Here is a 20,340-nt window from a genome sequence, read left to right on the forward strand (position 1 = left end):
GCTATGAGCGCCTTCACTTCATCATGGTGAGCCACAGCCGCGGCTTGTTGTCCGAGGCCTGAACCGTGGAGGCGACGGTGCTGCGCATCGCCCAGGCCATCGGCTGCTGGTGCAGCGGAATGAAGAGCTGCTCGGCCTTGGCGATCTTCAGCGCCTCCTGCATCAGCGCGATGCGCTTTGGCGTATCGAGCTCGACGCCGGCCTTGTCGACCAGCGCGTCGATGCGCGGATCGCCCCAGTTGCCCCAGTTGAACACGCCGCCCGTGCCGCTCTTGGAGCGTAGCACCTGCACCAGGATCGAATAGGCGTCGATCATCGGCTCATTGGCCCAGCCGAAGGAGATCACGTCGAAATCGCCCTTGACCCGCTTCGGCGTCTGCTGGCTGCGCGGCGCCAGGCTGAGGTTCGGCTTGAACCCAGCGCGCGACCACATCGCCGCCACCGCCTGGCAGAACTCCTCCTCGTTGACGAGCGAGTCGCTCTGGCAGTTCATCAGGAAAGAGAAACCATTGGGATAGCCGGCCTCGGCGAGCAGCTTCTTGGCACCGTTGAGGTCGAAGGGCAGGCGCTCATCCTGCGAGGGCTCATAGCCGGGGATCGCCGGGGCGACGAGCGCGCCGGTATTGCGCGAGAGGCCGCGCATCGCACGCTTCTGCACGGCGTCGATGTCGATCGCGCGGTAGAGCGCCTCGCGCACCTTGATGTCCTTGAGGGGGTTCTTGTCCTTGACGTCGCTCTCGACCAGCTTGTCGGTCAGGTTGAAAGCGAAGAAGACCGAGCGCAACTCGTTGGTCTGCAGCACCTTGACCTCGGGCGAGGCCGAGAGGCGCGGCAGGTCCTGCAGCGGCGCGACATTGGTATAGTCGATCTCGCCGGAGAGCAGCGCCGCCACGCGCGTCGACGACGAGGTGATCGGCGTGAACTCGATCACGTCGATATTGTGCTGCGGCTTGTCCCACCAGTCGGGATTCCTGGCGAAGACCGTCTTGGCGTCGACGCGGCGGCTCTCGATCTTGAACGGGCCGGTGCCGTTGGCGTTGTCGGTCGCATAACCCTTCACGCCCTTGCCGGAATCGGTGGGAAGCAGCGAGTTGTTCGCCTCCATCCACTCCTTGTCGAAGATGAAGATGTTGGTGAGGTCGTTGAGCAGCAGCGGATAGGGGCCGTTGACCTCGAGCTCGACCGTGTAATCGTCGATCTTCTTCGAGCTCTTATAGGCTGGCAGGTTGCCCTTGAGCGGCGAGGTATCGTGGGTGACGCGCGCCAGCGAGGCGATGACGTCGTCGGCCGTCAACGGGTTGCCGTTGTGGAACTTGACGTTCTTGCGCAGCTTGAAGCGCCAGGTCGTCGGCGTCACCGTCTCCCAGGATTCCGCCAGCGCCGGCTCGATCTTGAGATCGCCGGTATAGCGCACCAGACCTTCATAGACGTGGTTCAGCACGGCGAGCGTGAAGGTCTCGCCATAGGAATAGGGGTCGAGCGAGGCGATCTCGCGCGACGCGCCCCATTTTAGCGTCTTCGCTTCGACCGCGCCATTCAGCGCAAAGGCGGCGACGGCCGCCAGCAGCCAGGCCTTCTTCATCGAACTCTCCCCTTTGTCGTTGCTCGCCGCCGGCCCGCGCTGCGTACCGGGGGAATGCCGTTTCGTTGCCGCCTCTGTGACCACCGTGGCGCTTTCCGCGCCATCTCGTGTGCGATAATTCATCAACTTGCATACGATACAATAACCGTATTGTATGCGATTATTGAAGACAAGCGGAAACTCGATGCATGCCGCGCCCTGCCCGCCCGCTCGCTGCGAACAAGTCGAACTCCAACGTCAGGATGCCCGAGAAGGGCGCGCCGGTGCCGCGCGCGCAGGCGGTCTACAAGGCGCTGCGGCGTGCCATCATCGAGCAGGCGCTGAAGCCAGGTGTGAAGCTGCCGGAGGATGCGATCGGCGAACAGCTCGGCGTCAGCCGCACGCTGGTGCGCGAGGCCTTCGGACGGCTGGCCGTCGAGGGCCTGGTCGAGCTCAAGCCCAATCGCGGCGCCAATGTCGCATATCCGACACTGGAAGAGGCGCGCGACGTCTTCGAGGTCCGCCGCGGGCTGGAGCGGCTCGTCGCCGAGAACCTCGCCGGCCGATTGACGCCGGCGCAATCGGCCGAGCTCGAGGCGCATGTGCGGCTGGAAGAAAAGGCGCATGAGCAGGACGGGCCGGAATCGATCCGGCTGTCCGGCGAATTCCACATCAAGCTCGCCGAGATGACCGGCAACGCGCTGCTGCTGCGCTATGTCCAGGAAGCGTCGTCGCGCTGCTCGCTGATCCTCGCCATCTACGGCCGCCCGCACTCCTCCGAATGCGCCGTCTCCGAGCATCGCCAACTGATCGAAGCGCTGCGCGCCGGCGACGCCGCCCGCGCCGCCGCGCTGATGGACCACCACCTGCAATCGGTCGTCACCCGCGCCTTGCTGGCGCCGCGCGGCGAACGCGACATCCGCGACGTGCTCGCGCCCTATGCCCTGAGTGAAGGATTGACCCCATCGTGACCCAGACGCTGACGCAGGACCGGTCGGCCGCCGCCGAGATCGTCACCTTCGACTTTGCCGCGCTGACCCCGCGCGAGCGCTACAAGCTGCTGATCGGCGCCGTGGTGCCGCGCCCGATCGCGCTGGTGACCACGATCGACGCCAATGGCGTCGTCAACGCCGCCCCCTTCTCCTTCTTCAACTGTCTCTCGGCCGATCCGGCGATCCTGGCGCTTGGCGTCGAATACCGCCTGACCGGCGGACAGAAGGACACCGGCCGAAATGTCCGCGAGACACTGGCGTTCACCGTCAACATCGTCTCCGACGCGCTGCTCGACGGCATGAATGCCTGCGCCGTGCCGTTCGAGCCGGGCACGGACGAACTGGCCGAGGCCGGCCTTTCAGCCATGCCCGGGGTCAAGGTGCCCTGCCCCTGGATCGGCCAGGCGCCGGCCGCCTTCGAATGCCGCCACCACACCACGCTCGGCATCGGCAATTCGCGCGAGATCATCCTGGGCGAGGTCGTCTACGCGCATTTCCGCGCCGACACGGTCGATCAGATGAAGCACTACGTCGATCCGGTCGCGCTCGATGCGATCGGCCGCATGGGCGGCCATGGCTACGCCACGACGCGCGACTATTTCGACCTGCCGACCATGTCGGTGGCCGATTGGCGCGGCGATCGTTCCAAGGCGAGGCGCACACGGCCCGACCGGCGCTGAACGAATGCGTCCTCTGCTCAGGAACGGTTGACCCCGACAGGATTTCCGCCAGCAATGCGGCCTCTTAAAATCAGTTCGACGAGGCCCCCATGAACAAGCACGTCTCCGGCATCGATGCCAACAAGCTCGACAAGCTGGCGCAGGTCGCGATCAAGGTCGGCCTCAACCTGCAGCCGGGGCAGGACCTGTTCCTGACCGCCCCGGTCGCAGCGCTGCCGCTGGTCCGGCGCATCGCCGAGCACGCCTACAAGGCCGGCGCCGGCCTGGTCACGCCGATCCTCTCCGACGAGGCGCTGACGCTGGCGCGCTATCGTTTCGGGCAGGACGCCAGCTTCGACCGCGCCCCGTCCTGGCTCTATGAGGGCGTCGGCAAGGCCTTCGCCGCCAACACGGCCCGCCTCGCCATCGTCGGCGACAATCCGATGCTGCTCGCCGAGCAGGACCCGGCCAAGGTCGCCCGCGCCAACAAAGCGAACTCGATCGCCTACCAGCCGGCGCTGGAGAAGATCGCCAATTTCGACATCAACTGGAACATCGTCTCCTATCCCGGCACGGCCTGGGCCCAGCAGGTTTTCCCGGGCGATGCCGAAGAGGTCGCGGTCGCCCGTCTCGCCGAGGCGATCTTCGCGGCCTCGCGCGTCGATCGTGACGACCCGATCGCGGCCTGGGCGGAGCATAACGCAGCGCTGGCGCAGCGCACCAAATGGCTGAACGGCCAGCGCTTCTCGGCGCTGCATTTCACCGGGCCGGGCACGAACCTCACCATCGGCCTCGCAGATGGCCATGAATGGGAGGGCGGCGCCTCGACCGCCAAGAACGGCATTACCTGCAACGCCAACATCCCGACCGAAGAGGTCTTCACCACCCCGCATGCCCGCCGCGTCGAGGGCCATGTCTCCTCGACCAAGCCGCTTTCCTATCAGGGCACGCTGATCGACAACATCCAGGTGCGCTTCGAGGAAGGCCGGATCGTCGAAGCCAAGGCGAGCCGCGGCGAAGAGGTGCTTAACAAGGTGCTCGACACCGACGAGGGCGCGCGCCGGCTCGGCGAGGTCGCGCTGGTGCCGCACTCATCGCCGATCTCGCAGAGCGGTATCCTGTTCTACAATACGCTCTTCGACGAGAACGCCTCCTGCCACATCGCGCTCGGCCAGTGCTATTCGAAGTGCTTCATCGACGGCACCACGCTGACGCCGGAGCAGATCGCGGCGCAGGGCGGCAACAAGAGCCTGATCCATATCGACTGGATGATCGGCTCCGGGGAGATCGACATCGACGGAATCAAGCCCGACGGCAGCCGCGTTGCGGTCTTCCGCAAGGGCGAGTGGGCCTGAGAAGCGCCGCTCCCGTCATTGCGAGCGCAGCGAAGCAATCCAGGGAGACGTAGAGCGCTGCCGCTCCTGGATTGCTTGGTCGCTACGCGTCTCGCAACGATGGGGAGCGCAGCCTCGCAGCACACCCCTTAACCGATCCGCCCCAGCGCCCGCTCGATCGCGGCGAAGATCTCCTCGATCTGCGCGGGCGCGATGACCAATGGCGGCGACAGCACCAGCGTGTCGCCGGCATTGCGGACTAGCACGCCGGCGTCGAGGCAGAGCGCGTTCGCCTCCCCGCCTCTGGCGCCATCGGCACCGGGACGCGGCGCAAGATCGATCGCGCAGAGCAGGCCCGCGGTGCGGATGTCGACGACGTGGGCCGCGCCCTTCAGCCGGTGCGCCCGCTCCTCCCAGAGCGGCAGCACCTTGGCGAGGCTACCCAGGATGTCCTGCTCGGCAAAGACGTCGAGCGTCGCGAGGCCGGCTGCACAGGCGAGCGGATGGGCCGAATAGGTATAACCGTGTAAGAGTTCGATCGCCTCGGGCGGGCCGGCCATGAAGGCCTCGTAGACGTGGCCGGCGACGAGGACCCCGCCCATCGGCACCGCGCCATTGGTCATGCCCTTGGCGCAACTCATCAGGTCGGGCCTGACGCCATAGGCCTGCGCCGCGAACGGACTGCCCAGCCGGCCGAAGCCTGTGATGACCTCGTCGAAGATCAGCAGGATGCCGTGCCGGTCGCAGATCGCGCGCAGGCATTCGAGATAACCCTTTGGCGGCGGATAGACCCCGCCCGAGCCGGTCACCGGCTCGACGATGACGGCCGCGACGGTCGCGGGATCATGGATCTGCAGCAGGGTCTCCAGCGCCTCGGCCTCGACGAGACCGCCTTCCGGCCGGCCGCGTGAGAACGCCATCGTCGCTCGATCATAGGGCAAGGGTAGATGCGCGACATCGGGCAGCAACGGCCCGAAGGCGGCTTTGTGCCGGCCGATGCCCGAGACCGAGAGCCCGCCCCAGCCCATGCCGTGATAGCCCTTGGCACGCCCGATCAGCTTGGTCCGCCCGGCCTGGCCGCGAGCCTGATGGTAGGCGCGCGCGATCTTCAGGGCGGTATCGACCGCTTCCGAGCCGGAATTGACGAAGAAGACGTGGTCGATGCCCTCCGGCGCGAAGTCGCAGAGCCTGGCAGCATAGGCCTGCGCGTCGGGATGGCTCATCTTGAACGACGAGACGAAGTCGAGCCGGCCGGCGGCGGCCCGGATTGCCTCCGTGATCGTCGCCTGGCCATGACCGGCGTTGACGCACCAGAGCCCGGCCATGCCGTCGAGCACGCGCAGTCCGTTCGGGGTGATGTAGTGCATGCCTTCCGCCCGCTCGAACAGCAGCGGCGCCTGCCGGAAAGCGCGCATCGGCGTAAACGGCATCCAGAATGCGTCGGGAGCGTTGTCGCGGCGGCTTTCGGGGGCAAGTGCATGCGCGGTCATCAGCGGGTCCTCACTATCAACGACCGTATGATGTCTTTTGTAAATTCAAAAGACAATAGCGAGGATGCCGGGTAGTCTCAGTCCAGCCCGTCCGGCCTGCGCAGCTGCATGGCGCGCTGGAGATGGCTGCGCATCAGCGCACTGCCGAGCTGAAGATCGCCGGCCTCGATCGTCGCGAGCATCTGCAGATGCTCGCGGCTGTTCACCACAACGCGCTCATAGCCATAGGTCCAATCGTAATTGGAGAGCCGGCGCATCTGGTTCTGGCGGCGGATGGCGGAGTGGATGAAGCGGTTGCCGGAGGCGGCCGCCAGCCCCTCATGGAAATCGGCGTTCATCTCGTAGAAGCCGATCGCCGAGCTTTCCTTCCAGGGCTGCGACAGGGTCAGCTCGTGCCGGGCCCTCATCTCGTCGATCCAGCCTTGGTCGAGCGCAAAGCCTGGCTCCAGAAAGACCATCGGCTCGATCAGCAGGCGAAAGCGATAGCGCTCGTCATGGGCAGACTGATCGCGCGCCTCGTGCAGGAAGCGCCAGCCATAGCCGCGCTTGCGCTCGACCATGTCGAGATCGGCGAGCCGCGCCATCAGGCGCTGCACCTCGGGCCGGCCGAGCTCGTAGCGCCGCATCAGTTCGAGCTCGGAAATCTCATCGGGCAAGTGCCCGCCATGGCGATCCTGCGCCACCTTGACCATGACGAGCTCGCTCTCATCGGCGCTGGCGCCTTGATCGGCAGGCGCCTCCAGCGCGCTGAGCAGCTCGACGCCCCTGTTCGGATGCCGGCGCACCAGCCCTTGCCGGGCGAGATGGTCGATCGCGGCGCGCACCGGCGTGCGCGAGACGTTGAGGCGGCGCGCCGCGCTGTTCTCGTTCAGCCAGGCGCCAGCCTGAAGTCCATCCTCCCGCACCATTTGCATGATGCGTTCGGCGATCTCCTGCTGCAATCGTGTCGGTGCCGCCATGAGAAGACTCTTGATTGTCTTAGTTTGAAATGAAATACATTATAGCCAGACACATCACCAGCGCGAACCCGCGGAGATCCGGCCATGGTCGAACCCTTTCCCTTCGTCGATGTCGCCGGCACGCCCTATGAGCGCGGCCGCCAGCATGGTGCGGCGGTGCCGAAGCGCGTCAAGCGCTCGATCGAACTCTATGGCGGACAGCTCGGCGAGCTCGGCTATGACGCCGCCGCCAAGTCGCGACTGATCGGCGAGTTCGCCCGCGAGATCGAAGCCTTCGGCAAGCACTATGTCGAGGAGATGCGCGGCATCGCCGACGGCGCCGGCGTCGCGCTCGAAGACGTCATCATGATCAACGCCCGCACCGAGGTCATCGCCAAGGCGAAGCTCGAAAAGAGCAAGCCGGTCGGGGCTGAGGAGGAGCTCGACGATGGCTGCACCGGCGCGATCATCCTGCCCGAGCGCAGCGCTACGGGCGAATTGATCCACGGCCAGAACTGGGACTGGAAGGCCGAATGCGCGGAGACGGCGATCGTGCTGCGCGTGCGCCGCGACGACGGTCCGGACTTCCTGACCTTCGTCGAGGCCGGCGGTCTCGCCCGCTGCGGCATGAACGCCGCCGGCATCTCGATCACCGCCAACTATCTCGAAAGCGAGCGCGACTTCACGCAAACCGGCGTGCCGCTCGCCCTGATCCGTCGCAAGGTGCTGGAGCAGGAGCATTTCGCCTACGCGATCAAGGCGGTCGCGACGACGCCGAAAGCCTGCTCGAACAACATGATGCTCTCGACGATCGCCGGCTTCGGCATCGACTTCGAATGCGCGCCCGACGCCGCCTTCCCGCTCTATCCCGAGGACGGGCTCATCGTGCACGCCAATCACTGGGTCGGCCAGGTCGCGCTGACCAAGCTCACCGACACCGGCATCCCGCGCGTGCCCGAGAGCTTCTACCGCGACTGGCGCGTCAGGAAGCTGCTGAACGAGGCCGGTCGCAAGCTCACGGTCGCCGATCTCAAAGAGGCTTTCTTCGACGATTTCCTGACGCCGCACTCGGTCTGCCGGCCGCCGCGCCTCAACGACACCGGCAATCTCTCGGCCACCGTCTCGATGGTGATCATGCAGCCGGCCAAGGGCACCATGGAGGTCGCACCGCTCCCGGCCCTCAACCGCATATTCACCCGCTACAGCCTGACCGATGAGCCGGTGACGCTGGCGCAGGCCGCCGAATAGGGCCGCCAAGCCAGACAGCATCCAAGCCAAAACCAAAAGACAAGGGGAACCCGCCGATGCACAACCGACGCCGCCTTTCCCTAGCCCTCGCCGGATTGGGCCTTGCAACCGCTGCCCCCCTGCCGGCTGCGGCCGCGACGTTGCGGGTCCACCTGAATGCCGACATCCGCGGCATCAATCCGGGGATCAACCGCGACGACAACACTGACGCCGTGATGCTGCATGTCGTCGAGGGGCTCGTCGCCTATGGCGAGGATTCGGAGGTGAAGCCGCTGCTCGCCGAAAAGGTCGAGGTTTCGCCGGACGGGCTCAGCTACACCTTCACCCTGCGCAAGGGCCTCAAGTTCCACAACGGGGCCGACGTGACCTCGGCCGACATGGTCTGGAGCTGGAACCACTATATGAACGCCAAGGCCGACTGGCGTTGCCTGTCGGAATTCGATGGGCGCGGCCGCGTCAAGGTCGAGGCGGTGACGGCCCCCGATCCGGCGACCGTCGTCTTCAAGCTGGACAAGCCGAGCTCGCTCTTTCTCGCCAATCTCGCCCGCACCGACTGCGCGATGACGGCGATCCTGCACAAGGATTCGCTGAAAGCCGACGGTTCCTTCGACAAGCCGATCGGCACCGGCCCCTACAAGTTCGCCGAATGGAAGCGCGGCGAGTTCGTCCGCCTGACCCGCAACGAGGCCTATGCCAGCCTGCCGGGCGCGCCCGACGGCTATACCGGCGGCAAGCGCCCGCTCGTCGACGAAATCCGCTTCATGGTCATCCCGGACGGCGCCACCGCCAAGGCGGCACTGCTGCGCGGCGATGTCGATGTGATCCCGGACGTCGCCAATGCCGAGGTCAAGGAGCTCAAGAAGGACCAGCGCATCGGACTTTCGATCACGCCGAACATGGGCTTGGTCGGCATCCTCCTGCAGACCCGCGACCCGCTGCTCGGCAATGTCAAATTGCGCCAGGCGATCGCGGCGGCAATCGACACCGAGGAACTCGTGGCGCAGGTCACGGACGGGCTCGGCAAGCGCAACAACTCGATCGTGCCGTCGATGTCGTCCTATTACGGCCCGGTCCAGGCCAAGGGCTATGCATACGACCTCGCCGCGGCCAGGAAGCTGCTGCAGGAAGCCGGCTACAAGGGCGAGCCGCTGGTGATGATCGCCAACAAGCGCTACCCGCAGAGTTTCGATGCCGCCGTCGTTTCGCAGCAGATGCTGCAGGCTGCCGGCATCAACGTCCAGATCGAGGTGCTCGAATGGGCAACGCAGCTCGACCGCTATACCAAGGGCAACTATCAGCTCCAGGCCTTCCCCTATTCGGCCAGGCTCGACCCCGCTCTCAGCTTCGAATCGATGACCGGCCCGAAGGCGACGCAGCCGCGCAAGGTCTGGGACACCCCGGAATCGCAGGCGCTGCTCGACAAGTCGATGGTCGTCTCCGACAAGGCCGAGCGCCAGAAGCTGTTCGACGAACTGCACCAGCGCTTCATCGCCGAGGTGCCGATGGTAATGCTCTATAACGGCATCGACGCCGGCGCCTATGGCAAGCGGGTCAAGGGCTACAAATCCTCGATCCTGTCGAAACCGCGACTCTGGGAAGTCACGGTCGCGGACTAGGCCGCACCACCGGCCTCGATAAGGTCCTTGAGGATGTGCTGGCTGATCAGCTCGGCCAGACGCTCTCCATCCCCGGCGCGGATCGCCGCGACCATGGCGTGGTGGTCCGCATCGCTTGCGAGCAGGGCCTGATGCGAGGCCCAGACCGTGACCGCCGAACCGCGCGAGCGGTCGCGCAGGCTCCAGATCGTCTCCGCCAGCACCGGATTGCCGCAATGGGCATAGATCAGGCTATGGAAGGCGCGGTTGATCTCGCTCTGCTCGACGCGCGTACCGCTCTGCACGGCACGGCTGAACTCGTGGGCGAGTGCATCGAGCCGGGCGACGGCCTCTTCGTCCATCCTGCCGATCACCAGGCGGGAGGCGGCGCTCTCCAGGATGATGCGGGTATCGCGGATCGCGCGGTAGGTGGCGAGATCGATCTCGACAACGCGGTAGCCGCGATTGGGTACGTGCTCGATCGTCTTGCGTATGGCAAGCTCGTCGAGCGCCGTGCGGACATCGAAGCGCGTCGCCTGGAAGGCTTCTTCCAGATCGATCTGGCGCAGCCATTCGCCCGGACGATAGGCGCGGATATGGATCGCCTTGGCGATCTCGTTGGCGAGTTCGCCCTTGGCGCGCTGGCGGATTTTCGGACGGCTGGCCATGACGGGTCTCTAGAGCATTGCAATGACGCTTGCGAGCCGGCTCGCACGTCTCGCGCACAGGCCGCTCAGCATCGGTCGAATCCGGCTTGCGGCTCCATCCGTATCATGCAACAAAATTGGCGCCAATCTTATAGCCAATCAGGACCCGCCGTATGACCGCTCCCGCTGCAAAGCCCGCCAAGCAGGACGACGCGGCGGCGATCGCCCGCGCGCTCTACGACCTCGGCCCGACCCCGGTGATCGCCTGCAAGGCCGATCCCCGCTTCAGCTATTGCCTCTATGTGCCAAAGAGCCTCGGCAAGGGCGGCCAGCCTCCCGAGCTCGTCGTCACCATGCACGGCACCGGGCGCGGCTTCACCGGCTATCGCGACGCCTTCGAGGCCTTCGGCCGCTGGAACAACTGCGTCATCCTCGCCCCGCTCTTCCCGATCGGCGTGATGGGCGACGGCAACCGCAACGGTTTCAAATACATGCGCGAAGGCGAGGTCCGTTACGACCACATCCTGCTCGCCATGGTCGAGGAGGTCGCCCAGCATTACGGCCTGCGTTTCGACCGCTTCGCCCTGTTCGGCTATTCCGGCGGCGGCCACTTTGCTCACCGCTTCCTGATGCTTCAGCCGGACAAGCTCTGGGCCGCCTCGATCGGCGCGCCAGGCTCGGTGACGCTGCTCGACCCGACGCGCGACTGGTGGGTCGGCACCCGCAACATGGCCGAGCTCTTCGGCAGCGCGCCCGACATCGAGGCGATGCGCAAGGTCGCGGTGCAGATGATCGTCGGTGCCGCCGATCTTGAGACTTGGGAGATCACCCACAAGCCCGGCGACCGCAGCTGGATGCCGGACGCCAACCGCGCCGGCACGAACCGTCCGGAACGGCTCGACAGCTTGCGCCGGAATTTCGAGGAGCACGGCATCGACGTGCGCTTCGACCTCGTGCCGAACATGCCGCATGACGGGTTGAAGGCCGTCTCGCGGGTCGAGGACTTCTTCGCCGAGGAGCTCGCCAAGCGCCGATCCGGCGCGGCCAGGGCGGCCTGACGTCAGCGATCGCACGCACAACGACAAGATCAAGACAACAAGACAAAGAGGGGAATTGCCGATGAACCGCCTGCTCGCCTCCGCCTTCGCTTTGCTGGCGCTCGCCAGCCCCGCCGCGGCGCAGTCCATCACGGTTGCGGTCGCCGCCGACATCCGCAGCAACAATCCCGGCGTCAACCGCGACGACAACACCGACGATTTCGCGCTGCAATTGGTCGAGGGCCTCGTCGGCTACAATGAGGGCGGCGTCGCGACGCCGCTGCTCGCCGAGAAGGTCGACCTCTCCGCCGACGGCAAGACCTACACCTTTACGCTGCGCCAGGGCGTCAAGTTCCATAACGGCGCCGAGCTGACCTCGGCCGACGTGCTGTGGAGCTGGAACCGCTACATGGACGCCAAGACCGACTGGCGCTGCACCTCGGAATTCGACGGCCGCTCCGGCCTCAAGGTCGAGGCGGTGACCGCGCCCGATGCCCGCACCGTCGTCATGCAGATCGACAAGCCGAACGCGCTCTTCCTCGACACGCTCGCCCGCACCGACTGCGCGATGACCGCGATCCTGCACAAGGATTCGGTCAAGGCCGACGGGTCCTGGGACAAGCCGATCGGCACCGGCCCCTACAAGTTCGGCGAGTGGAAGCGCGGCGAGTACTTCACCATGACCGCCTTCGACGGCTACAAATCACCGAAGGACGGCGGCAAGGCCGACGGCTATGTCGGCTCCAAGCGGCCGCTGCTCAAGGAGGTCAAGTTCCTGATCGTCAAGGATCCGGCCACGGTGAAGGCCGGCCTGATCTCCGGCGCGCTCGACATGGCCGAGATCCTGCCGAGCGATGCGGCCGAGCTGAAGAAGAACCCGAAGCTCTCGGTCGCGGCCGAGCCCAATGCCGTCAGGCACGTCTTCCTGATCCAGACCAGGGACGCGGTGATGGGCAACCAGAAGCTGCGCCAGGCGATCGCCGCCTCGCTCGACATGGATGAGATCGTCGCCTCCTTCTACAACGACCTTGGCAAGCCCAACGCGTCGCCGATCTATTCCGGCTCGAGCTATTTCGGCGAGGTCGAGAAAAAGGGCCATGTCTACGACGCGGCCCGCGCCAAGACCCTGCTCAAGGAGGCCGGCTACAAGGGCGAGAAGATCGTGATCCTCGCCAACAAACGCCCGACCGTGCCGAGCTTCCCGGCCGCTGTGGTGGCGCAGCAGATGCTGCAATCCGTCGGCGTCAACGCCGAGATCGAAGTGCTCGACTGGGCGACCCAGCTCGACCGCTTCAACAAGGGCAATTACCAGATGCAGTCCTTCTCCTTCTCGGCCCGCTTTGATCCCGCCATCGCCTTCGAGCAGTTCTCCGGCCCGAAGGACAAGCAGCCGCGCAAGACCTGGGACAATCCAGAGGCGCAGAAGCTGATCGACAAGCTCTACGTCACCTCCGACCGGGGCGAACGGCAGAAGCTCGTCGACGAATTGCACAGGCGCGTCATCGACGAAGTCCCGATGATCTTCGCCTTCAACGGCCTCGACATCATCGCCCATGCCAAGCGCGTCCAGGGCTTCAAGCCGTGGCAGTCGAAGCTGCGCATGTGGGAAGTGACGCTGGCGAACTGACGCCAACTGCCACCGCGCATCCGGGAGGAAACCGATGCTGCGCTTCGCGCTGACGCGCATTCTCATGTCCGTGCCGACACTGTTGATCGTGTCGGTCTCGGTCTTCGCGCTGATCAGGCTGATCCCGGGCGATCCGGCCTCGCTGATGCTGGGGGACCTGGCGACACCCGCCTCGATCGCCGACCTGCAGGCCAGGCTCGGCCTCGACCAGAGCCTGCCGGTGCAGTTCGGCATCTGGTTCGGCAACCTGCTCAAGGGCGATCTTGGCCAGTCGATCAACTCGCAGCAGGCGGTGCTGCCGCTGATCCTGCAGCGCTTCTGGATCTCGGCCCAGATCGTCCTCATTGCGGTCGCGCTCGCCAGCCTCGTCGCGGTTCCCGCGGGCGTGCTCGCCGCCTGGAAGCAGGACACCTCGCTCGACTTCAGCCTCGTCGCCGTCGCGACGCTGCTCTTATCGATCCCGACCTTCTGGCTCGGCCTTTTGCTGCTGCTGTTCTTCGGCCTGAAGCTCGAATGGCTGCCGGTGGTCGGCTACGTCTCGATCGCCGAAAGGCCGCTGGCCGGCATCCTCTATCTGATCATGCCGATCATGACGCTGTTCCTGCACGAGATCGGCGTGATCCTGCGCATGGCACGTGCCTCGACGCTGGAGGTACTGCGGCTCGACTACATCACCCATGCCCGCGCCAAGGGCCTGACCGAGAGCGCCGTGCTCTGGAACCACGCCTTCAAGAACGCCTTCGGGCCGACCTGGACGCTGATCGGCCTCGTGCTCGGCAATCTGTTAGGGGGAATCGCGGTGGTCGAGACAGTCTTCACCATCCCCGGTCTCGGCCGCCTGCTGGTCGATTCGATTTTCGCCCGCGACTACCCAGTGATCCAGGGCTGCATGCTCTTCGTCGCCTTCACCTATGTGCTGGTCAATCTGGTGATCGACCTCTGCTATCCGATCTTCGACCCGAGGGTGGCGGCGCAATGAAGCTCCCTGCTCCCAACGCCCTGGTTGGCGGCACGCTGATCGGCTTCCTCGGCCTCGTCGCCGCGGTCAGCGCGCTCTGGACGCCGTACGATCCCTTGCGACTCTCCTTCCGCGCCAAGCTCGCGGCGCCCTCCGCCATGCACTGGCTCGGCACCGATGAATTCGGCCGCGACGTGCTCTCGCGATTGATGGCGGGCGCCGCGACCTCGGTCTGGATCAGCCTGCTGACGGTCGCACTCGCCGTCTCGCTCGGCACGATGATCGGCCTGTTCTCCGGCTATGTCCGCGGCTGGGTCGACCGTACCATCATGGCCTTCAACGACGCCCTGCTCGCCTTCCCCGGGATCCTGCTGGCGCTCGGCCTGCTCGCCGTGGTCGGTGCGAACAAATACGGCATCATCCTGGCGCTCGGCATCGCCTACGCGCCCTCCGTCGCCCGCATCGTCCGCGGCACTGTGCTCTCGCTGCGCGAGCGCGAATTCATCTCAGCCTCGCGGGTGATGGGCAATTCGGAGGCCTTCACCATGGCCCGCCACATCCTGCCCAACTGCATCGCGCCGCTGACCGTGCTGGCGACCTCGATGTTCGGCTGGGTGCTGCTGGCGGAGAGCTCGCTCTCCTTCCTCGGCCTCGGCGTGCCGCCGCCGGCCCCGACCTGGGGCAACATGCTCGCGGGCTCGCGGCCCTATATCGGCCAGGCGGTCTGGCTCGGCATCTTCCCGGGCCTCTGCATCTCGCTGACCCTGCTCGGCATCAACCTGCTCGGCGACGCCCTGCGCGACAAGCTCGACCCGCGGATGAGGGGTGCGCGATGACCTCCACCAAGCCCCTGCTCGAGGTCGACGGCCTCACCCTCAGGATCGGCGCAAGCGGTCGCACCGTCGTCAACAATGTCAGCTTCTCGGTCTCGCCGGGCGAGATCGTCGGCATCGTCGGCGAATCCGGATCGGGCAAGACGCTCGCCGCCCGCGCCGTGATGGGCTTCATCCCGCCGGCGGTGCGCCTGATCTCGGGTTCGATCCGCTTCGACGGCGAGGAGGTCACCACCATGGCGCCAAAGCGCCTGCGGGCGATCCGCGGCGCCAAGGTCGGCATGGTCTTCCAGGAGCCGATGACCTCGCTCAACCCCTCAATGCTGATCGGGCGCCAGCTGGACGAGGGCCTGGCGCTGCATCGCAAGCTCGACGCAAACGGCCGGCGCGAACTCATCCTCGACATGCTCCGGCGTGTCGGCATCCGCGATCCCGAGGGCGCGTTCAACGCCTATCCGCACCAGTATTCCGGCGGAATGCGCCAGCGCATCATGCTGGCCTCGGTGATGCTGCTGAAACCGGCCCTACTGCTCGCCGACGAGCCGACCACCGCGCTCGACGCCGTCGTCCAGCGCGACGTGATGGAGCTGATGGTCGACCTGACCAAGGAAAACGGCACCGCCGTGCTGCTGATCTCGCATGATCTCGGCATGGTCGCGCGCTATTGCAGCCGCATCGTCGTGATGTGCCAGGGCGACGTCGTCGAGCAGGGAGAGAGCGAAGACATCCTCGCCCGGCCGCAGCACCCCTATACCCGCAAGCTCCTCGCCGCGATGCCGCATCGCGAGCCGGCACGTGACCTGCCGGAAGCAGCGACGCCGCTGGTTTCGGTCGACGGTCTCGTCGTCGATTATGGCGGCCGCCAGGGCTTCTTCCGAAAGGAGCAGCCCAAGCGCGCCCTGCACGGCATTAGCCTCAATGTGAAGCCGGGCGAGGTCGTCTCGGTCGTCGGCGGTTCGGGCTCGGGCAAGACCACGCTCGGCCATGCCATCGCCGGGCTGATCAAGCCGAGCGAGGGCGCGATCCTGTTCAACGGCAAGCCGATCGACAAGAGCGAGACGGCCTATTGGGACTATCGGCTGAACTGCCAGATGGTCTTCCAGGATCCCTATTCCTCGCTCGACCCGCGCATGACCATCGGCGAGCTCGTCGGCGAGCCGCTGCGGCTGGTCAAGGGCATGGGCGCCGCCGAGAAGAAGGCGCGGCTCGCCGAAGTTCTGGGCGAGGTCGGCCTCGGCGACGGCTTCGCCGAGCGCTATCCGCACGAGCTCTCCGGCGGCCAGCGCCAGCGCGTCGCCATCGCCCGCGCCATCATCCGCCGGCCGAGCTTCGTCATCGCCGACGAGCCGGTCTCGGCCCTGGATGTGACGGTGCGCGCGCAGGTGCTGGAGCTCTTCGCGCAGCTGCAGAAGAAGCACGGCTTCTCCTGCCTGTTCATCAGCCATGATCTCGGCGTGGTCGAGCAGGTCTCCGACCGCGTCATCGTCATGCAGGACGGCCGCATCGTCGAGGAAGGCACGCGCGACCAGATCTTCGACGCGCCGCAGCACGACTACACCCGCAAGCTGCTCTCGGCCGTGCCCGGGCTGGAGAGTACCGAGGATGGCGGGGTGAGGCTGTTCTGGAGATTGGCGGAGCCGGCGTGATGAAGAGCGCGGCCTCCCCTTCTCCCCTTGCGGGAGAAGGTGGCTCGGCGAAGCCGAGACGGATGAGGGGTCGCGCGACCTGCCCTCTTTGCCTCGTTGCTCGTCGCCAGTGATTCAGCGCAGCGCGACCCCTCATTCGCCTGCCGGCACCTTCTCCCGCAAGGGGAGAAGGGAAGCCTTCCGGCCACGCCGCGCCAATGAAAGGCCCTCGCCATGAAGAACGGAATGATCGTCGCCCCGCAGCCGGAAGCGGTGGAAGCCGGCGCCGCCGTGCTGGAGCGTGGTGGCAATGCGATCGACGCGGCGATCGCCTGCGCCTTCATGCAGGGGGTGGTCGATCCGCTGATGTCCGGCATCGGCGGCTTCGGCTCGATGCAGCTCTACATGCCCGGCAGGGGCGTGCATGAGATCGTCGAGTTCTATGCCCGCGCCTCCTACTCAGCGAAGCCGGACATGTGGCAGGACAAGCTGCGCGGCCAGTCACGCGACGGCTTCGCCTTCCTGCTCGAGGGCGGGATCAACGAATTCGGCCATCTTGCCGTCTGCACGCCCGGCAGCGTCAAGGGCTATGACTATGTGCTGTCGCGCTTCGGCACGATGGACTGGGCCGATGTCATGGCGCCGGCGATCCGGCAGGCGCGCGAGGGCGTGCTGGTGCGCCCGCACATGCACTGGTTCTGGACCCAGGACCAGAGCGGCTCCGGCCAGGTCAATACGGCTGACAAGCTGCGCTACAGCGAGACCGGCAAAAAGCTCTATTTCCGCCCCGACGGCAGCGCGAAGCGCCCGGGCGACATCATCGTCAACGCCGACATGGCCAACACGCTGGAGCGGCTCGCCAGGGGCGGCGCCAACCTGTTCTATCATGGCGAGCTCGCGCAGGAGATCGCCGCCGACTTCGCCGAACATGGCGGGCTGATCTCACGCGAGGACCTCGCCCGCTACGAGCTTTCGGTCGCCGAGCCGATCTGGGGCTCCTATCGCGGCCATCGCATCTCGACCTCGCCGCCGCCGGCGAGCGGCACGTCGATGCTGCAGATCCTCCACATGCTGGAGGCCTTCGACATCGGCGCGCTCAGCCATGGCAGCGCCGAGCATGTCCGCCTGCTCGCCGAGGCGATGAAGCGCATGACCATCGACAAGGACCAGTTCATGGGCGACCCCGCCTATGTCGACGTCCCCGTCGCGCATTTGATCTCGAAGGAGCATGCGGCAAGCCAAGCCGAGAGCATCCGCCGCGGCGAGCGCGCCGACGTGAAGCGCCTGGAGCGCTCGTCCTCGCGCGAGACCACCCATGTCACCGTTGTCGACAAGCATGGCAATGCGGTGGCGCTGACCCACACGCTCGGCAGCCCGTCGGGCGCAATCACCGAGGGGCTCGGCTTCATCTACAACGGCACGATGAGCCGCTTCGATCCGCGCCCCGGCCGCGCCGGCTCGATCGCGCCCGGCAAGCGCCGCTCGTCCTCGGCCGCGCCGACCATCGTCTTCAAGGGCGACAAGCCCTTCATCGTCATGGGCGCGCCGGGCGGCAGCTATATCGCCCCGGCGACGGCCCAGGGCATCATGAACGTCATCGACTTCGAGATGTCGATGCTGGAGGCGGTGGCGGCGCCGCGCGTGATGGGCGTCTCCAACTCGATCGACATCAGTAACCGCATCCGCCGCAGCGTCGAGGCGCAGCTCAAGGCCGAGGGCTATGACGTCAAGCGCTCGGCGCAGAGCTATCCCTTCGCCGCGCTGCACGGCGTCAAGATCGAGGACGGGCTCGCGACCGGCGGCGCCGACCCGCAGCGCGACGGCATGGCGATCTCGGTGCCGGCGTAGAACAGGTCAAACCGGCGCGATCTGCAGCGGGTCGACCGAGATCGCCCGCTTCAGCGCGCGCAGGCCGAAGGTCGTGCGCGACTGCCGCATGCCGGGCAGGCGGTAGATCTTCTCGCGCAGGAAGCGCTCATAGTGCTCGGTGCCGCTGACCACGGCCTTGACCAGATAGTCGTAATCGCCGGTGACGAGATGCGCCTCGACCACCTCGGGAATGCGCGCCAGCGCCTCGCCGAAGCGGTCGAGCAGCTTGTCGTCATGCTTATCGAGCGTGATCTCGATGAAGACGACATTGTCGAGCCCGAGCGCGCGATGGTTCAGCACCGCGACATATTTCTCGATCGCGCCGCTCTCCTCCAGCCGCTTCACCCGCGTCCAGCACGGCGAGGGTGAGAGGCCGACCTTCTCGGCCAGCGCATTGATCGTCAGTCGGCCGTCCTCGTTCAGGGCCGAGAGGATGCGCCGGTCGATCTGGTCGAGCTCCTCGCCACGCCTTGCCTTGATCGCCATAGAGTGAATTTTCCGCCAAGGATCGAGATGACAGAAAGATCGTCTGAGCAGGAGCAAATCACAAGGCCATTTCGGTAAGAAATAGGCATTTCACAGCCCTAACATGCCCGAATAAAGATGGCGTCCTTCGGATGCGCCGGCAGACACGGCTTGCGGCGATGCCCGTGGCGCGGAATGCTGGGTCGGACAGAGCCTAGGGAGCGTGGACATGACAGACCCCTCACCGCTTCGGTTCCATGTTCCCGTCCCCGCCAGTCGCCCCGGCGAAAAACCCGACTTCTCCCATGTCGTGATCCCCAAGGCCGGCTCGGTGCAGCGCCCGCCGGTCGATGTCGATCCCAAGGAAATCCGAGACCTCGCCTATTCGATCATCCGCGTGCTCAACCGCGAGGGCGAGGCGGTCGGCCCCTGGGTCCCGGAGCTCTCCAAGGACGAGCTGGTCCGCGGCCTGCGCCACATGCTGACGCTGCGTGCCTTCGACGCCCGCATGCAGATGGCGCAGCGACAGGGCAAGACCTCGTTCTACATGCAGCACACCGGCGAGGAGGCTGTCTCCTGCGCCTTCCGCATCGCGCTCGGCAAGGGCGACATGAACTTCCCGACCTATCGCCAGGCCGGGCTCTTGATCGCGCACGACTACCCGCTCGTCGAGATGATGTGCCAGATCTACTCGAACGAGCGCGACCCGATGAAGGGCCGGCAATTGCCGGTGATGTACTCCTCCAAGGAGAACGGCTTCTTCTCGATCTCGGGCAACCTCACCACCCAGTACATCCAGGCGGTGGGCTGGGCGATGGCTTCCGCCATCAAGGGCGACACCAAGATCGCGGCCGCCTGGGTCGGCGACGGCTCGACCGCCGAATCCGACTTCCACGCCGCGCTGGTCTTCGCCTCGACCTACAAGGCCCCCGTCGTCCTCAACGTCGTCAACAACCAGTGGGCGATCTCGACCTTCCAGGGCATCGCGCGCGGCGGCTCCGGCACCTTCGCCGCGCGCGGCCTCGGCTTCGGTATCCCGGCGCTGCGCGTCGACGGCAACGACTACCTCGCCACCTATGCCGTGGCACAATGGGCGATCGAGCGGGCCCGCCGCAATCTCGGGCCGACCCTGGTCGAATACGTCACCTATCGCGCCGGCGCGCATTCGACCTCGGACGACCCGTCCGCCTACCGGCCCAAGCACGAATCCGACGACTGGCCGCTGGGTGACCCGATCGTCCGGCTGAAGCAGCATCTGATCGCGATCGGCGCCTGGACCGAGGAGCGCCACAAGCAGGCCGAGGCCGAGGTTCTGGCAACCGTCATCGCCGCGCAGAAGGAAGCCGAGAGCTTCGGCACGCTGCATGCCGGCGGCAAGCCCTCCTCGCGCGACATGTTCGAGGACGTCTATGCCGAGCTGCCGCCGCATCTGCGCCGCCAGCGCCAGCAGATCGGAGTCTGA

At 66.1% G+C, this 20,340-nt stretch carries 17 protein-coding genes; 12 read left to right on the forward strand and 5 right to left on the reverse strand.

The annotated features are described in order from the left end of the window. Positions 1 to 13: 13 nt before the first annotated feature. On the reverse strand, positions 14 to 1,582 hold the full coding sequence (locus CXY91_RS19615) for an ABC transporter substrate-binding protein (protein ID WP_100962894.1): 1,569 nt from the start codon (positions 1,580 to 1,582) through the stop codon (positions 14 to 16). Positions 1,583 to 1,824: 242 nt separating this feature from the next. On the opposite strand from CXY91_RS19615, the gene CXY91_RS19620 reads away from it, so the two are divergent. From CXY91_RS19620 to CXY91_RS19630, 3 genes are all read left to right on the forward strand, one after another. Further along, on the forward strand, positions 1,825 to 2,532 hold the full coding sequence (locus CXY91_RS19620) for a GntR family transcriptional regulator (protein ID WP_091834290.1): 708 nt from the start codon (positions 1,825 to 1,827) through the stop codon (positions 2,530 to 2,532). Then, positions 2,529 to 3,233, forward strand: coding sequence for a flavin reductase family protein (locus CXY91_RS19625; RefSeq protein ID WP_248307562.1), 705 nt, complete (start codon positions 2,529 to 2,531; stop codon positions 3,231 to 3,233). The genes CXY91_RS19620 and CXY91_RS19625 overlap by 4 nt, the downstream gene beginning before the upstream one ends. An 89-nt stretch (positions 3,234 to 3,322) precedes the next feature. Further along, positions 3,323 to 4,567, forward strand: coding sequence for an aminopeptidase (locus tag CXY91_RS19630; RefSeq protein WP_100962895.1), 1,245 nt, complete (start codon positions 3,323 to 3,325; stop codon positions 4,565 to 4,567). Between the two features lie 128 nt (positions 4,568 to 4,695). On the opposite strand, the gene aptA is transcribed toward CXY91_RS19630, so the two are convergent. Together aptA and CXY91_RS19640 are read right to left on the reverse strand one after the other, a co-directional pair. Beyond that, positions 4,696 to 6,036 (reverse strand): omega-aminotransferase AptA, encoded by a 1,341-nt coding sequence (aptA, locus tag CXY91_RS19635; protein ID WP_100962896.1) that lies wholly within the window; start codon positions 6,034 to 6,036, stop codon positions 4,696 to 4,698. A 77-nt stretch (positions 6,037 to 6,113) separates the two neighbouring features. After that, positions 6,114 to 6,995 (reverse strand): GntR family transcriptional regulator, encoded by an 882-nt coding sequence (locus CXY91_RS19640; RefSeq protein WP_100962897.1) that lies wholly within the window; start codon positions 6,993 to 6,995, stop codon positions 6,114 to 6,116. Positions 6,996 to 7,079: 84 nt separating this feature from the next. On the opposite strand from CXY91_RS19640, the gene CXY91_RS19645 reads away from it, so the two are divergent. Both CXY91_RS19645 and CXY91_RS19650 read left to right on the forward strand, forming a co-directional pair. Continuing rightward, complete coding sequence (locus tag CXY91_RS19645) at positions 7,080 to 8,222, forward strand: C45 family autoproteolytic acyltransferase/hydolase (RefSeq protein WP_100962898.1); 1,143 nt, start codon at positions 7,080 to 7,082, stop codon at positions 8,220 to 8,222. A gap of 56 nt (positions 8,223 to 8,278) precedes the next feature. Continuing rightward, positions 8,279 to 9,838, forward strand: a complete 1,560-nt coding sequence (locus tag CXY91_RS19650; RefSeq protein ID WP_100962899.1) for an ABC transporter substrate-binding protein — start codon at positions 8,279 to 8,281, stop codon at positions 9,836 to 9,838. On the opposite strand, the gene CXY91_RS19655 is transcribed toward CXY91_RS19650, so the two are convergent. Then, positions 9,835 to 10,485, reverse strand: a complete 651-nt coding sequence (locus tag CXY91_RS19655; RefSeq protein WP_091833068.1) for a GntR family transcriptional regulator — start codon at positions 10,483 to 10,485, stop codon at positions 9,835 to 9,837. The genes CXY91_RS19650 and CXY91_RS19655 overlap by 4 nt on opposite strands. Before the next feature lie 152 nt (positions 10,486 to 10,637). On the opposite strand from CXY91_RS19655, the gene CXY91_RS19660 reads away from it, so the two are divergent. From CXY91_RS19660 to ggt, 6 genes are all read left to right on the forward strand, one after another. Further along, the gene (locus CXY91_RS19660; RefSeq protein WP_100962900.1) at positions 10,638 to 11,522 is read left to right on the forward strand and encodes an alpha/beta hydrolase family protein; all 885 of its coding nucleotides are present in this window, start codon (positions 10,638 to 10,640) and stop codon (positions 11,520 to 11,522) included. A 61-nt stretch (positions 11,523 to 11,583) separates the two neighbouring features. Beyond that, positions 11,584 to 13,128: an ABC transporter substrate-binding protein gene (locus CXY91_RS19665; protein ID WP_199777511.1), complete on the forward strand. Its 1,545-nt coding sequence runs from the start codon at positions 11,584 to 11,586 to the stop codon at positions 13,126 to 13,128. A 34-nt stretch (positions 13,129 to 13,162) separates the two neighbouring features. Then, positions 13,163 to 14,107: an ABC transporter permease gene (locus tag CXY91_RS19670; protein WP_100962902.1), complete on the forward strand. Its 945-nt coding sequence runs from the start codon at positions 13,163 to 13,165 to the stop codon at positions 14,105 to 14,107. Next, the gene (locus CXY91_RS19675) at positions 14,104 to 14,922 is read left to right on the forward strand and encodes an ABC transporter permease (RefSeq protein WP_091833056.1); all 819 of its coding nucleotides are present in this window, start codon (positions 14,104 to 14,106) and stop codon (positions 14,920 to 14,922) included. Before CXY91_RS19670 ends, CXY91_RS19675 begins: the two co-directional genes overlap by 4 nt. Further along, on the forward strand, positions 14,919 to 16,565 hold the full coding sequence (locus CXY91_RS19680) for an ABC transporter ATP-binding protein (protein ID WP_100962903.1): 1,647 nt from the start codon (positions 14,919 to 14,921) through the stop codon (positions 16,563 to 16,565). The genes CXY91_RS19675 and CXY91_RS19680 overlap by 4 nt, the downstream gene beginning before the upstream one ends. 213 nt (positions 16,566 to 16,778) lie before the next feature. Beyond that, on the forward strand, positions 16,779 to 18,392 hold the full coding sequence (gene ggt, locus CXY91_RS19685) for a gamma-glutamyltransferase (protein WP_100962904.1): 1,614 nt from the start codon (positions 16,779 to 16,781) through the stop codon (positions 18,390 to 18,392). Between the two features lie 6 nt (positions 18,393 to 18,398). Here ggt and CXY91_RS19690 read toward each other — a convergent pair whose 3' ends face one another. Next, on the reverse strand, positions 18,399 to 18,899 hold the full coding sequence (locus CXY91_RS19690; RefSeq protein WP_091833046.1) for an Lrp/AsnC family transcriptional regulator: 501 nt from the start codon (positions 18,897 to 18,899) through the stop codon (positions 18,399 to 18,401). Between the two features lie 208 nt (positions 18,900 to 19,107). Between CXY91_RS19690 and CXY91_RS19695 the strand changes: the two genes are divergently transcribed. Then, the gene (locus CXY91_RS19695; RefSeq protein ID WP_100962905.1) at positions 19,108 to 20,340 is read left to right on the forward strand and encodes a 3-methyl-2-oxobutanoate dehydrogenase (2-methylpropanoyl-transferring) subunit alpha; all 1,233 of its coding nucleotides are present in this window, start codon (positions 19,108 to 19,110) and stop codon (positions 20,338 to 20,340) included.

It is taken from the genome of Allobosea sp. FBZP-16, assembly GCF_002831785.1.
Lineage (GTDB): Bacteria > Pseudomonadota > Alphaproteobacteria > Rhizobiales > Beijerinckiaceae > Allobosea > Allobosea lupini.